We start from the raw sequence: 13,372 nt of genomic DNA, 5'->3' as shown, positions 1-13,372 counted from the left end.
GTTCCCGCACATGCCTCACCGGCGACACGGGCCCCACTCCGGCGGCGGGTGTTACCGCCCGGCGCTGGCGGGAACGCGGTCGGCTGACGAGGGAGGATGCTCATGACCTCAGCTTCGGGGCCGGCCGCCGCGTGGCGGCCCGGCGCACACAGTGGTGACGTGCTTCCGTCCGGCCCGGCAGGCCGCCTGTCGGCACCGGCCGGGGACGGGCACGGGCCGCAGGGCGGCCCGCCCACCGTGACGATCGGTTCGTATCCGGACTATCCGTCCGCCCAGAAGGTGGTCGACTACCTGGCCGACAACCGCTTCCCGGTGGAGCACAGCGCCATCGTCGGCACGAACCTCACGCTGGTGGAGACGGTGCTCGGGCGGATGACCACCGGTCGCGCGGCGCTGCTCGGCGCCGGCACCGGCGCCTGGTTCGGACTCTTCATCGGCCTGCTGTTCGGCATCTTCACCGTCGGCAACTGGCTGGCGGTGATCCTGGTCGGCCTGGTCATCGGCGCGATCTGGGGCGCCGTGTTCGGCGCCGTGGCGCACGCGATGACCGGCGGGCAGCGCGACTTCACCTCGGCCAGCTCACTGCGCGCCGGCCAGTACGCGGTGACCGTCGACGCACAGCTCGCCGATCAGGCCCGGCAACTGCTGGGCCGGATGCAGGTGCCCGGCTCGACGCCGGCGAACACCCGCTGACGCATCGGCACGACCGGCCGTTCCCGGCAGTTCGCCGGGGCGGCCGGTCAGTCGTGGTACGCCAGCTCGCCGGCCCGCAGTGGCACGTCGACGCGGTTCTCCGGCGGGGCGAGCGGGCAGGCCCAGCGGTCGTCGTACGCGCAGCTGGGGTTGTAGAGGTAGTTGGCGTCCAGCCGGACCCGGTCGCCGGGCAGCAGCTCGACGCCCCGGCCGAAGGTGCCCTTCACCGTGTCGGTGAGGTACCGCCCTCCGCCGTAGGTCTCCTGGCCGCAGGTGCCGTCGCGCAGCGGCACGAAGAGCCCACCCCCGTACGCCTCGATCCACCACAGCGTGAGCGGCCCCCACGGCGTCTCGGCAACCGCCACCCGCCGGTACGCGACGACCCCGTCCGGGCCGCCGGTGTCCACCCGCAGCTCGCCGCTGGCCGGCCGAAGGGGCGCTTCCACCACGGCCTCCGGGTTCGGTGCGAAGTAGCGCACACCGGTGAAGCCCTGCCGCTCGGCCGGCGGGATCGGGCTCTGCGGGTGGGTGGCGAAGAGCTCGTCGCGGCCGGCGCGGAAGCCGGCGAGGTCGACGTCGGACAGGTACAGCCGGGCCACCCGCTCCCGCCAGTCGGCCAGTTCCAGATCGGTCAGCATGCGGCGGACTCCTGATCGAGGGACAGCTCCCCGGACCGCAGGGGCCTGCCGCACGCCTGGCAGCGGACCTCGGCGACGAACACCTCACCGCACACGTCGTGGATGAAGTCGACCTTGGGCACCTCGGCGTCGCTGTAGGTGTCGCCCCAGCGCTTGAGCACGAGGATGACCTGCCCGAGGTCCTTGCCCTTCTGGGTGAGCTCGTACCCCGCGACCTTGCCGTCCTCGGTCGATCGCGCCTGCAGGATGCCGGTTTCGGCGAGCTTTCGCAGCCGGGCGGCGAGCACGTCCCGGGGTGCGCCGACCGCCCGGAGGATCTCCGTGTACCGGGAGGCCCCGAAGGCGAGCGCCCGCACGATGTGCAGCGACCACCTGTCGTTGACCGCGTCGAGCGCCACAGCGAGCGTGTCCCGAGCCGGTTTGGAATTCAAACCGGTGGTGCTACGGTTCGTCTGGTTGGACATTCAAACCACACTACCCGAGGAAGCACCCATGACGTCGCCACCCGAACCACGTACCGAGCGGGAAACGCCAGTCGTCACCCACCGCCGAGCCTGGCTCTCCCTCGTGCTCACCGGGCTGATCATCGGTACGGCCTTCATCGCCGTCTACGTCGGGCTGCAACGCGGTCCCGAGCCGCGCCACCTGCCGATCGCGGTGGTCGGCGAGCAGCTGGCCACCACCGCGCACGCCGGGTTCGGCGACGCCGTCGCCGTCACCCCGGTGAGCACCGTCGAGGACGGAACGGCCCTGGTCCGCGACGGCGACGCCGTCGCGGTGCTCGGCGCGACCGCCCCCGGCAGGCTGACGCTCGACTACGCCGGCGCGAGCGGATTCAGTGAGAGCGGCGCGGCCCGGCAACTCGTCGCGGGTCTCGCCCGGCAGGCCGGCGCGACAGTCCAGGAGAACGACATCGTGCCGCTGGCGAGCTACGACAGCCGGGGGCTGTCCGCCTTCTACGTGGTGTTCGGGGTCACCCTGTCGTCGTTCGTCCTCGCGCAGGGGCTCACCGCGGCCACCGCGAAGGTGCGCCTGCGTCACCGGCTCTACGCCATGGGCGGATTCGCCGTAGCGATCGGCGTGATCGCGGCGACGGTCGCGGGCCCGGTCTACGGGTCGCTGACGGCGCCGTTCCCGCTGCTCGCCCTGTCGCTCATCCTGTTGTCGGCCGCCAGCGCCTTCACGACCAAGGCTCTCGGGGCCTGGCTCGGCCCGATCGGGATCGCGCTTGCGGTGCTCACCCTCACCACCATCGGCAACGCGACGAGCGGAGCGACGATCGGGATCGACCTGCTGCCGGGATGGGCGCAGTCGATCTCGGCGAAGCTCCCCCCGGGCGCGGCAGTGCGGGCGGTCAACAACTTCGGTTACTTCAACGGCTCGCACACGCTGGTGCCCCTGGCCGTCCTCGCCACCTGGTTCCTGGCCGGCCTGGGCTTCGTCCTGCTCCGACAGCGGACCGCGCAGCGACGCCCGCTGGCGTCCCGTGCGGACGCGCCCGCGACACCCTGATCCGGCTGAAGACGATCGGGTGGGCGGACGACGTGCGCCCACCCGATCGTCATCCCCGCGGCCAGTTGCTCAGGACGGCGTCGAGGGCGTCGAGGGCGCGAGCCCAGGACTCGTCCGTCGAGCGCGGGGTGTGGCGGAACCCGCCGGTCCGCTCCAGGCTCACGAAGCCGTGGAACGTGCTGTGCATCATCCGGACGGCGTCGGTCTGGTCCGGCTCGGAGAGCCGGTAGCCGCGCAGGATCGCCCGGGTCATCTCGGCGTGCCGGACGCCCGCGCTCGCGGCGGCCGTCTCGGGGTCGAGGTCGATCTGCATCGCGGCGTAGCGACCCGGGTGCCGCGTCGCGTAGTCCCGGTACGCGTTGGCGAAGGCGACCAGCGCGTCCTTGCCGGCCCGGCCGGCGAGCGCGTCGGCGACCCGGTCGGCCAGCTCGGCGAGTGCCAGCAGCGCGATCCTGACCCGCAGGTCGTGTGCGCTCCTGATGTGGAAGTACAGGCTCGCGTCCTTCACGCCGAAGTGCCGCGCGAGCGCGGCGACTGTCACGTTCTCGACGCCCACCTCGTCGGCCAGGTCGGCCGCCGCCAGGGCCAGCCGCTCGACGGTCACTCCGGCACGTGCCACGCACCACACCCCAAAACTAGTCTCGTTAATCGCTTGCCTAGGAGAGCTAGGCTACTACCTATGTTAGCCCTCACCGAATCCGCCATCCGCGCCTCCTTCGTCAACTGCACTCAGGGCGAGGCGAAGCGGCTGGCCATACCGAACGATCTTGAAATGCGCCCCTGGGACGACCTGGACTTCCTCGGCTGGCGGGACGTCGCCGCGCCGCAGCGGGCCTACCTGATCGCCGAGGCCGACGAGGGCCTCGTCGGGGTCGCGCTGCGGGTGGCACCCCAGCAGGCCGGGCGGGTCCGGCGCAGCATGTGTTCCTTCTGCCTGACCACCCACACCGGCGACGGCGTGTCGTTGATGACGGCCCGCAAGGCCGGCCGGGACGGCCGGCAGGGCAACTCCGTGGGCGCGTACGTCTGCTCCGACCTGGCCTGCTCGCTCTACCTGCGCGGCAAGAAGAGGGACGCCGGGCGGCGGATCGAAGAGACCATCACCCTGGCCGAGAAGATCGACCGCACCACCGGTCACCTCACGGCGTTCCTGCGCCGGGTCACCGAGTGACGGCCGGCCGGCCCGCCTGCCTGCCTGCCTGAGCCGGTTGGCTCGGCCGGCCTGCCTGAGCGGGTTGGCTCGGCCGGCCGGTCCCGAGCCGGGGCCGCCCGGGTGGGTGCGCTCCTGTCGAGCTGCCCCATATCTGGGCCGGCCGTCGAAGACGCCGCCGCACAGCCCCGCCCGGAGATGCCCGCCCCATGTCTGGGGCAGCTCGACAGGCAGCGAGGTGAAGGTGCCAACCCCCTGACCCCGGCCGCCGCCCGACCTGGGCCGCTTTCCGACGGGCGTCGGCCGGCTAGCGGTCGGTGGCCAGGCGGGCGTGCAGGTGCTCGTCGTAGCGGCGGCCGTCGCCGTACTGGTACGACTCGCGCAGCGTCCCCTCGGCGAGATAGCCGGCCCGCTCGGCGACCCGGCAGGACGCCGCGTTGGCCACCGCGTGGCACAGCTCGACCCGGTGCAGCCGAAGGTCGTCGAACGCCCACTCGGTGAGCCGGACGACGGCTCGCGTCGCCACCTGACGCCCGCGCGCCGCCGGCATCGTCCAGTAGCCGATGGAGGCGTCGCCGTGGTGGATGTGGTGCAGCGACACCGAGCCGAGCAGCTGGCCGTCGGCGGCGTCGGTCACCGCCATGGAGGCGTGGTCGCCGCCGGACCAGTCGGCCCGGCGACGCACCCAGAGCAGGGCGGCGTGGTCGTCGACCGGGCCGCCGCCCTGCGGGTTCCACTGGGCGATGTCGGGGTCGCGCAGGGCGTCGCGCACCGCCGGGGCGTCCGCCTCCCGCCACGGGCGCAACAGCAGGTCGGCGGCGGCGAGCTCCACGTGTTCCACGAGGCCGCAGTCTGGCACAGAACGCCCCGGCACCGCCGCCCGATTGACCCGCGCTTTCTTCAAAACTGCACCAAGGGCGCCACCAACCGGACAGACGTGACGCAGGCAACGCGCAATAGCACTAGTTAAATTTTGAACTAGTGCTACCGTGGTGGACGTGACAGAGAGCCTGGACAGCACCCGAGCGGCCGCCTGGCGTGCCTACATCGAGGCCAGCCAGCGCCTGTTCACCCAGCTGGAAGACGACCTGCGCACCGACAGCGACCTCACCTTCGCCGACTACCACGTGCTGGTCCTGCTCTCCGAGGCACCGGGGCAACGACTGCGGATGGGCGAGCTGGCCGGCCGGCTGGTCTTCTCCCCCAGCCGCCTGACGTACCAGATCTCCTCGATGCAACGGCGCGGCCTGGTCAGCAAGGAGGCCTGCCCGGACGACCGGCGCGGCAGCGAAGCCGTCCTCACCGCCGCCGGGCTGCTCACCCTGTCCGAAGCCGCACCCCACCACCTGGCGTCGGTGCGTACCCACCTGATGGATGACCTCGACGACGCCGAGGTCGCCTGCCTCACCCGGGTCTTCGACCGGCTCGGCCGCCGCCTGCGGGCGACCCGGACCACGTCGAGCACCCACGCCACACGTTAAGGAGCCCCCCGATGCCCGCGATCACCGTTGACAACGTCCTCGTCCTGCCCCGCCTGCCCCAGCTCGACGAGACCACCAGCTTCCGCAAGGTCCGCACGGTGACCACCGCGCCCAGCGGCTTCGAGGGCGAGGGCTTCCCGGTCCGCCGGGCCTTCGCCGGGGTGTCGACGACCGACCTGGACCCGTTCATCCACCTCGACCAGATGGGCGAGGTGGACTACGCGCCGGGCGAGCCCAAGGGCACCCCGTGGCACCCGCACCGCGGCTTCGAGACCGTCACCTACATCATCGACGGCGTCTTCGACCACCAGGACTCGCAGGGCGGCGGCGGCACCATCACCGACGGCGACACCCAGTGGATGACGGCCGGCAGCGGCCTGCTGCACATCGAGGCGCCGCCGGAGCACCTGGTGCTCAGCGGCGGGCTCTTCCACGGCACGCAGCTCTGGGTCAACCTGCCCCGCGCGGCGAAGATGAACCCGCCCCGCTACCAGGACATCCGCGGCCGGGAGTCGGCCCTGCTCACCACGCCCGACGGCGGCGCGCTGATCCGGGTCATCGCCGGTGAGGTGGCCGGGCACCGCGGCCCGGGGTCGACGTTCACGCCGATCACCATCACCCACGTCACCGTGCAGCCGGGCGCGCAGGTCGACCTGCCCTGGAACCCCGACTTCAACGCGCTGGTGTACGTGCTCGGCGGGCGCGGCACCGTCGGCGTCGAGCGCCGGCCGGTCCGCACCGGTCAGCTCGCGGTGCACGGTCCGGGCGACGCGCTGCGCATCAGCGCGGACCCCACGCAGGACAGCAACACGCCGGCGCTGGACCTCTACATCATGGGTGGTCAGCCCATCCGGGAGCCGGTGGCACAGTACGGCCCGTTCGTGATGAACACCCGCGACGAGCTGCTCCAGGCGTTCGAGGACTTCAAGGCCGGCCGGCTCGGCGTCATCCCCACCGAGCGGGTGCCGCACACCGACGGCCAGGGCCCGCGTCCCTGACCCGGACCGACCGCTGAAACCGGCGCCGGCGCCCCGTCTCCCCGGGGCGCCGGCGCCGCCTCACGAGACCGCGAAAATCCCCGCGACGCCCAGAATCACCATCAGCAACACCGCTACCAGCGCACCCCGTTCGCTCTCCACCGCCGGCTCGCGGTACTCGGTCACGGGGTTCGTCGTCTCGCGGGGCATGGTGTGGCCTCCTCGGCTGTTGTCACGTGCTCGCGTTGGGCGTCATCCAGGTCACCGGTCGGTCGGCCTGGCATGCGGACCCGCGTCGGGGGTCCTACCGTGAGGACGTTGTCGACCTCCGGGGGGCTGGACGTGCCGTTACAGGACTGGTTCCTCACCGCACAGGAACGCGCCAACCCGGTCTCTGGGTTACCCGTCTGGACCAGGGGAAACCTCGCCGAGCCGTTGATTCACGGCGCGGCGTACTTCGACCGGCTGGTCGAGGAGGTGGAGGCGCTGACCGCCGGTGACCACCTCTTCTTCACCGACTGGCGGGGCGACCCGGACCAGCGGTTGCGCCCCGACGGCCCCACCGTGGCCCAGCTCTTCGCCCAGGCCGCGCAGCGCGGCGTGGTGGTCAAGGGGCTGATCTGGCGCTCACACCTCGACGCGATGGCCTACAGCGAGGCGGAGAACCGCAACCTCAGTGAGACGGTCTCCGCGGCCGGCGGCGAGGTGCTGCTCGACCAGCGGGTCCGCCGCGGCGGCTCGCACCACCAGAAGCTGGTGGTGTTGCGGCACCCGAACGCCCCGGAGCGGGACATCGCGTTCGCCGGCGGGATCGACCTGTGCCACAGCCGGCGCGACGACGCCGCGCACGGCGGCGACCCGCAGGCGGTGCAGATGTCCTCCCGGTACGGGTCGAACCCGCCCTGGCACGACGTGCAGCTCGCGGTGCGCGGCCCGGTGGTCGGCGCGCTGGACACCCTGTTCCGGGAGCGCTGGACCGACCCGATGCCGCTGGACTCGGAGAATCCGATGGCGTACGCGCGGGACCGGCTGCGCGGCGCGGACCTGCGGCCGGACCCGCTGCCGGAGCAGCCCGCCGACCCGCCCGAGTGCGGGCCGCACCAGATCCAGGTGCTGCGCACCTACCCCGCCGTCCGGCCGCGCTACTCCTTCGCGCCCGACGGCGAGCGGACGGTGGCCCGGGGCTACACCAAGGCGGTCCACCGCGCGCGACGGCTCATCTACCTGGAGGACCAGTACCTCTGGTCGACCGAGGTGGCCAACCTGTTCGCCCAGGCGCTGCGGGAGAATCCCGAGCTGCACCTGGTCGCCGTGGTGCCCCGGCACCCGGACGTGGACGGCCGGCTGGCCCTGCCACCCAACATGGTCGGCCGGGAGCAGGCGCTGTCGCTGTGCGAGCGCGCCGCGCCGGACCGGGTGCACGTGTTCGACGTGGAGAACCACGCCGGCACCCCGGTGTACGTGCACGCGAAGGTCTGCGTGGTCGACGACGTCTGGGCCAGCGTCGGCAGCGACAACTTCAACCGCCGTTCCTGGACGCACGACAGCGAGTTGTCCTGCGCGGTGCTCGACGACACGCGCGACGAGCGGACCCCCACCGACCCGGCGGGTCTCGGCGACGGAGCCCGCGTCTACGCCCGGGACCTGCGGCTGCGGCTCTGGCGCGAGCACCTGGACCGGGACCCGGACGGCGCGGACGACGCCGACCTGCTCGACCCGGCCGACGCCGTGGCGGCCATCACGGCCGCGGCCGACGAACTGCAACTGTGGTACGACGGCGGCCAGGTCGGCGATCGTCCACCCGGCCGGCTGCGCCCGCACCGCCCCGAGCGGCTGCCCTGGTACACCCGCACGTGGGCGCTGCCGGTGTACCGGCTGGTCTACGACCCCGACGGCAGGCCGCTGCGAGCCAGGCTGGCCGGCACCTGGTGAGTCTGCCGGGCCGGCTCGGGAGGGCCGGCCGCGCCGGGGTGCACGGTCAGCCCGCCGGGGTAGGCGAACGAGGAGCGCGGCGAGAAGTAGCCGAAGCCGATGGTCAGCGGGTTGGCGGGGCGCAGCGCGTACATCGGGTGTCGGGGTTGCAGGAACTCCACCGACTCGATCTCGAACGGCGCGACCGGCTCGGCCACGAACGGGTAGACCGAGCTGAGTAGTTGGCCGTCGCGGCACGTGAAGTAGCGGTGGTGGCCGCTGCTGATCACGTGGCCGGTCTCCCCCACCCGACACCGGGCGCGGATCAGCGGCGCACCCTCCGCCTCGGTCTCGGAGAGCAGCGCCTCGCCGCTCACCTCGATCCTGGTCCGGCCGGCGAGCACCGGGGCGCCCCGCGCCGCGGCGTACTCGCGGACCAGTCGGCTGGAGGCCACGTAGTGGGTCCACCAGCCGCCCGGGTTGAGCCCGCCGGGCGCGTCCACGCCGGCGAGTGAGACGCCGAGGTACGTCAACGAGTAGGCGCCGAAGCCGGAGGTCTGCGTCTCGTCCTCGACGACGTACTGGTTGAGGAACACCTGCCGGTCCGCGCGGGGGCGCAGCCCGGCGGGGACGAGGGCGGCGACCGCGTCGGGATCCGCCGGCAACCAGCTGAAGTAAAGGGTGCGACTGTTCACGACGAGCTGGGGAGCGGCTGGATCGAGCATGGTGCCTCCGAACCGGGTGTCTACCAGCGACGCTACGGCCGGTCCCGCCGACGGGACAACGACGGATAGTCGACAGTGCTGCCCAGTTGTCGGATTTCATGTTGACCGGTCGGCGGGGGATGCGACACCGACCGGTCGGGCCGGATGGGATGACCGGGTGCCGCAGGATCGCCCGTTAAACGGGTAAGAGACCTCACAAACTCTTCGCCAGCCGCTGCTTTTGGACGTTTTGTGGTCCGACGCGCCTTAAGTACATCAACCTTTCGGCTAGATTTCCGGGAGCCGATCAGGCTAAGGTGAGTCCCGAACGGCCCATTCGAAGCTAAACCAAAGCGTCACGTCTTTTTGTCCGCGGACGAGGTGCAGGGAGGACCACCCATGACCGCGCCAACGATCACCGAGCAGGCGAGCACCACCGCTGCCGAGCAGACGAGCACCACCAAGCTGGACCCGCGGGCGCTCACCGACAGCGCCGCCGACCTGCTCAACGCCATGGCCGCACTGCCCGCCAACCACCCGTCGCGCGCCGCTCTGCGGGACCGCGCGATCGAGGCCTGGCTGCCGCTGGCCAACCACCTCGCCCACCGCTACAGCGGGCGGGGCGAGCCGACCGACGACCTGGCGCAGACCGCCGCCGTCGGCCTCATCAAGGCCATCGACAAGTTCGACCCGTCCCGCGGTGTCGACTTCGCCGGCTACGCGATCCCCACCATCATCGGCGAGCTCAAGCGGCACTTCCGCGACCGCACCTGGGACATCCGGGTGCCGCGTCGCCTCCAGGAGCTGCGACTGGCCATCTCCGACGCCAACAGCTCGCTGCTGCAGACCCTCGGCCGCTCGCCGACGGTCGCCGACATCGCCGCCCACCTCAAGCTCACCGAGGAAGAGGTCCTGGAAGGCCTGGAGGGCGCCCGCGCGTACAACGCGGTGTCGCTGTCCACCCCGACCGGCGACGGCGACCGGGCCACCGAGCTGGGTGACATGCTCGGCGGCGAGGACAACGAGTTCGAGCTGGCCGAGCTGCGGGTCGCCCTCGGCCCCGCGCTGGCCACGCTCGACGAGCGTGAGCAGAAGATCCTCACCCTGCGGTTCTACGGCAACCTGACCCAGTCGCAGATCGCCGACCAGATCGGCGTTTCGCAGATGCACGTCTCCCGGCTGCTGGCCCGGGCGCTGACCAAGCTGCGCGGCCAGCTCGACGGCACGTACTAGGCACCACACGACGAAGGGCCGGGTCAGCGTGGACCCGGCCCTTCGTCGTGCGTCGGGACCGGCGCACCGGCCGGGCCGTTCCCCCCGAGGGGCAGCGGCCCGGCCGGCCCCGTCAGCGGCCTGCGGGCTCCCGCCACATCGGCCAGAACGGCGTGCCGTCGGGCACCCGGAAGGGCTCGCCGGCCCGGTAACCGTGCCGCGCGTACAGGTCCCGGCTGCGCGGGCTGCTCGCCTCCAGGTAGGCCGGCATGGCGTTGGCGTCCAGCCAGGCGTGGTGGTGCCTCATAAGCGCGGTGCCCAACCCCTGTCCCTGCCGTCCCGGCTGCACGGCCAGGAAGGCCATGTGGTGATGGTCCGGGTGCGGGTGGTTCGCCGCGAACAACTCGTCGAGATGCTGGAACCGGTCGGTCCACTCGCCGCAGGCCGCGGCGAGCCGGGCGTCGTAGTCCGGCGGCGGCGGGGCCGGCTCACCGACCGACGGCAACCAGACCGCGACACCGGCCCGGTCCGCGGTGGCGTGCACGAACCCGTGCCGCATCGCGTGGTCGACCAGGATCTCGAAGTCCCCGGCCAGCACGGCCTCGCGCTTGCTCGCGTCGGGGACCAGCCAGGAGGTCACCTCCAGGGCGATGAACGCCTCGGCGATCCGGTTGGCGACCAGCTCCGTGTCCTGCGGCCCGAGCCGTTCGATGGGCAGGCTCATCGGGACACCTCCGCGGCGGTCGGCGTCGTCGCCTGCTGCTCCCCCGACCGCACGGCCGCCGCGGCGCTCGCCGCGCCGAGACCGATCCGGGCGTACGTGTCCGGGCGGTTGTTACGCAGCAGCAACGCCCAGGCGACGCCCAGCGCGGCCGCCACCGGGTAGACGGCGGGCAGTGCCCAGCGCAGGTTGGAGTCGGGTGCGACGCCGAGCAGGTTGGCGAAGTTCGACACGGCCAACCAGATGATCACGACGAGCGCGATGGTGGCCAGGCCGGGCGCGATGGCCCGCCGCCAGAGCGTCTCGTCACCGCCGAAGCGGGCGAAGTAGGCGATCACCGCCACCGAGGTGGTGGCGATCAACAGCAACACGCCGAAGCCGCCGCTGGTGCCGACCCAGAAGAACAGCTTGACCACCGGGTCCCAGCCGTTGACGGTGTAGAGCAGGATGACCAGCAGGCCGAGGGCGCTCTGTGCCAGCGACGCGGCCCGCGGCGAGCCGGTCCGCGGCGAGGTCTGCCCGAACACCGCCGGCAGCACCCGCTCCCGGCCCAACGCGAACGTGTAGCGGGCCGTGGTGTTGTGGAAGGAGATCATCGCGGCCAGCAGCGAGGTCAGGAAGAGCACCTGGCCGATGGTGACGGCGGTGTCCCCGAGCTGGGCGCCGGCCAGGTTGAAGATCAGCCCGACGCTCTGCTCACCGGCCTCGGCGACGATCTTGTCCGGGCCGACCGCGACGGTCATGGTCCAGGAGGAGAGCGCGTACAGCGCGGCGACGATCGCCACCGAGAGGTAGGTGGCGAGTGGCACCGTCCGCTTCGGGTCCTTGCTCTCCTCGCTGAACACGACGGCGGACTCGAAGCCGACGAAGCCGAGGATGGCCAGCACCAGCACCGCGCCCACCCCGGGCACGAAGAGGTTGTCCGGCGAGAACCCGGCGAAGCTGACCTCGCCGCCGGCCGGGTTGCCGAGCTGGCCCAGGTCGAAGATCAGGACCACGACGATCTCGGCGACCAGCAGCGCCGCCAGCACCAGGCCGTTGATGTCCACGCGGAGCAGGCCGAGCAGGCCGACCAGCGCCCAAGCCACCAGGGCGACGATCGACCAGTGCGGGTGCCCGCCGAAGATCCGGTCGAGCACCGGCTCGGCCGCGACGCCGATGGTGCCGTAGAGCCCGACCTGGAGCGCGTTGTACGCGATCAGCGCCACCCAGGCGGCGCCGACACCTGCCGGTCGGCCGAGGCCCCGGGAGATGTAGGCGTAGAAGGCGCCGGCGTTCTCGACCCGGCGGGACATCGCCACGTAGCCGACCGAGAACAGGGCGAGCACCGCGGCGACCACGAGGAAGGCCAGCGGGATGCCGGTCACGCCGATGACGCCGTAGCCGGTGGTGACGACGCCGGCCACCACGGTCAGCGGCGCGGCTGCGGACAGGACGAAGAAGATGACCGAGGGGACGCCGAGACGTCCCCTCGCGAGGGCTTCGGAGACGTTGCTGGGTCGGTCGACTGTCGATGTCGATGGCATACGACTACTCCGGTTGTCGAGGGGAGGGGTTGGGGTTACCGGGGGGGATCAGGGGATGCCGCGCAGCACGGCTGCGCCGACGGCGGCCTCGGTGTGCCCGACAAGCTCCTTCAGGGGCGCCGGCAGCGCGGGGATGAGAACGCTGAGCCGGTGGTGGGCGCGGGGGCCGGCGCTCCACAGCACCTCGCGGGTCAGTCCGGCGGCCACGACCAGGCCGAGCAGCAGCGCGTCCGGCACGCTCGGCGGGTCGGGGCGTTCCAGCAGGGCCCGCAGCCGGGTGGCCGGCCAGGCCACGGCGTTGAGGTCGATCGGCAGGTAGCTGACCGAGGTGCGCAGCAGCCGTCGGCTCTCCTGGCGGCGCAGCACCCCGGCGCGGGCGAGCCGCTCGCCCACCGAGGTCGTCGCGCTCTGCGCCAGGAAGCTGAGCCAGACGTTGACCTCCCGGTGCTGCGACTCACCGATCAACTGGTCGAGCACGGTGTGCGCCAGCGCGTCGGCGGGTGGGCGCCGGTCGATGACGGTGACCTGTCCACCGGAGACGGTGATGTGCCCGTAGAGGGTCAGCTCACCGAGGAGGCCGGCGGCGAGGCCGAGGCCGGTCGCCGCGGGGTGGAGCTTGGCCTTGCCGCGGGTGTCGTTGTGGGCGATGAGGAAGAACTCGTCGGCGATGAGCAAACGGTCCTCCCGCTCAGCTGTGTCCACAGTGTCTGCGCCCGGAAAAGGATGCACCGACAGCTACTGCAACGCAACTCCCAGATTTGAAAGTTGCACTCCGTGCTGGCGCGACCTGCGGATCTTGTCGTGACAGACTCGGACGGTGACCGCCGCTTCCACCATCCGGCCCACC

The 13,372-nt window shown here is 72.0% G+C and carries 16 protein-coding genes; 7 read left to right on the top strand and 9 right to left on the bottom strand.

Annotation, left to right across the window (positions count from 1 at the left end):
• Positions 1-102 precede the first annotated feature (102 nt).
• Entirely contained in the window at positions 103-693 is a 591-nt protein-coding gene (locus tag ACLQ27_RS22720) for a general stress protein (RefSeq protein WP_234588382.1), read from the top strand.
• A 47-nt stretch (positions 694-740) separates the two neighbouring features.
• Here the strand turns inward: ACLQ27_RS22720 and ACLQ27_RS22715 are convergent, their stop codons facing one another.
• Together ACLQ27_RS22715 and ACLQ27_RS22710 are read right to left on the bottom strand one after the other, a co-directional pair.
• On the bottom strand, positions 741-1,328 hold the full coding sequence (locus ACLQ27_RS22715) for a DUF1684 domain-containing protein (RefSeq protein ID WP_234588403.1): 588 nt from the start codon (positions 1,326-1,328) through the stop codon (positions 741-743).
• Positions 1,325-1,795, bottom strand: a complete 471-nt coding sequence (locus ACLQ27_RS22710) for a winged helix-turn-helix transcriptional regulator (protein ID WP_234588383.1) — start codon at positions 1,793-1,795, stop codon at positions 1,325-1,327. Before ACLQ27_RS22710 ends, ACLQ27_RS22715 begins: the two co-directional genes overlap by 4 nt.
• A gap of 28 nt (positions 1,796-1,823) precedes the next feature.
• Between ACLQ27_RS22710 and ACLQ27_RS22705 the strand changes: the two genes are divergently transcribed.
• Positions 1,824-2,843, top strand: a complete 1,020-nt coding sequence (locus ACLQ27_RS22705) for a hypothetical protein (protein ID WP_357497449.1) — start codon at positions 1,824-1,826, stop codon at positions 2,841-2,843.
• 49 nt (positions 2,844-2,892) lie between these two features.
• On the opposite strand, the gene ACLQ27_RS22700 is transcribed toward ACLQ27_RS22705, so the two are convergent.
• Positions 2,893-3,462 (bottom strand): TetR-like C-terminal domain-containing protein, encoded by a 570-nt coding sequence (locus ACLQ27_RS22700; protein WP_357575663.1) that lies wholly within the window; start codon positions 3,460-3,462, stop codon positions 2,893-2,895.
• A gap of 60 nt (positions 3,463-3,522) precedes the next feature.
• Between ACLQ27_RS22700 and ACLQ27_RS22695 the strand changes: the two genes are divergently transcribed.
• Positions 3,523-4,014: an FBP domain-containing protein gene (locus ACLQ27_RS22695; protein WP_234588386.1), complete on the top strand. Its 492-nt coding sequence runs from the start codon at positions 3,523-3,525 to the stop codon at positions 4,012-4,014.
• Positions 4,015-4,300: 286 nt separating this feature from the next.
• Here the strand turns inward: ACLQ27_RS22695 and ACLQ27_RS22690 are convergent, their stop codons facing one another.
• Positions 4,301-4,834, bottom strand: a complete 534-nt coding sequence (locus tag ACLQ27_RS22690; protein WP_234588387.1) for a GNAT family N-acetyltransferase — start codon at positions 4,832-4,834, stop codon at positions 4,301-4,303.
• 157 nt (positions 4,835-4,991) lie between these two features.
• Between ACLQ27_RS22690 and ACLQ27_RS22685 the strand changes: the two genes are divergently transcribed.
• Both ACLQ27_RS22685 and ACLQ27_RS22680 read left to right on the top strand, forming a co-directional pair.
• Positions 4,992-5,474 carry a MarR family winged helix-turn-helix transcriptional regulator gene (locus ACLQ27_RS22685; RefSeq protein ID WP_357497444.1) on the top strand — a complete coding sequence of 161 codons (483 nt, stop codon included), beginning with the start codon at positions 4,992-4,994 and terminating at the stop codon, positions 5,472-5,474.
• Between the two features lie 11 nt (positions 5,475-5,485).
• Positions 5,486-6,472: a pirin family protein gene (locus ACLQ27_RS22680; protein WP_357575664.1), complete on the top strand. Its 987-nt coding sequence runs from the start codon at positions 5,486-5,488 to the stop codon at positions 6,470-6,472.
• 60 nt (positions 6,473-6,532) lie between these two features.
• Here the strand turns inward: ACLQ27_RS22680 and ACLQ27_RS22675 are convergent, their stop codons facing one another.
• On the bottom strand, positions 6,533-6,661 hold the full coding sequence (locus ACLQ27_RS22675) for a hypothetical protein (RefSeq protein ID WP_255787601.1): 129 nt from the start codon (positions 6,659-6,661) through the stop codon (positions 6,533-6,535).
• A 132-nt stretch (positions 6,662-6,793) separates the two neighbouring features.
• Here ACLQ27_RS22675 and ACLQ27_RS22670 point away from each other — a divergent pair, with 132 nt between their 5' ends.
• Positions 6,794-8,383 (top strand): phospholipase D family protein, encoded by a 1,590-nt coding sequence (locus tag ACLQ27_RS22670; protein ID WP_357497440.1) that lies wholly within the window; start codon positions 6,794-6,796, stop codon positions 8,381-8,383.
• Here the strand turns inward: ACLQ27_RS22670 and ACLQ27_RS22665 are convergent.
• Positions 8,332-9,087, bottom strand: coding sequence for a hypothetical protein (locus ACLQ27_RS22665; protein ID WP_234588390.1), 756 nt, complete (start codon positions 9,085-9,087; stop codon positions 8,332-8,334). The two genes, ACLQ27_RS22670 and ACLQ27_RS22665, sit on opposite strands and share 52 nt — an antisense overlap.
• Before the next feature lie 378 nt (positions 9,088-9,465).
• On the opposite strand from ACLQ27_RS22665, the gene ACLQ27_RS22660 reads away from it, so the two are divergent.
• On the top strand, positions 9,466-10,299 hold the full coding sequence (locus tag ACLQ27_RS22660; RefSeq protein WP_007458025.1) for a SigB/SigF/SigG family RNA polymerase sigma factor: 834 nt from the start codon (positions 9,466-9,468) through the stop codon (positions 10,297-10,299).
• A 112-nt stretch (positions 10,300-10,411) separates the two neighbouring features.
• Here ACLQ27_RS22660 and ACLQ27_RS22655 read toward each other — a convergent pair whose 3' ends face one another.
• The 3 genes from ACLQ27_RS22655 to ACLQ27_RS22645 are packed head-to-tail and all read right to left on the bottom strand — an operon-like array spanning position 10,412 to position 13,200.
• On the bottom strand, positions 10,412-11,002 hold the full coding sequence (locus ACLQ27_RS22655) for a GNAT family N-acetyltransferase (RefSeq protein WP_357575665.1): 591 nt from the start codon (positions 11,000-11,002) through the stop codon (positions 10,412-10,414).
• Positions 10,999-12,525, bottom strand: a complete 1,527-nt coding sequence (locus ACLQ27_RS22650; protein ID WP_357497435.1) for an APC family permease — start codon at positions 12,523-12,525, stop codon at positions 10,999-11,001. Before ACLQ27_RS22650 ends, ACLQ27_RS22655 begins: the two co-directional genes overlap by 4 nt.
• 48 nt (positions 12,526-12,573) lie before the next feature.
• Positions 12,574-13,200 (bottom strand): GOLPH3/VPS74 family protein, encoded by a 627-nt coding sequence (locus tag ACLQ27_RS22645; protein ID WP_234588405.1) that lies wholly within the window; start codon positions 13,198-13,200, stop codon positions 12,574-12,576.
• Positions 13,201-13,372 lie beyond the last annotated feature (172 nt).

The sequence above is a fragment of the Micromonospora sp. DT63 genome (assembly GCF_049841615.1).
Lineage (GTDB): Bacteria > Actinomycetota > Actinomycetes > Mycobacteriales > Micromonosporaceae > Micromonospora.
The sequence above is the reverse complement of the archived record's forward strand: the minus strand, read 5'-3'. Positions and strand labels throughout refer to the sequence as shown.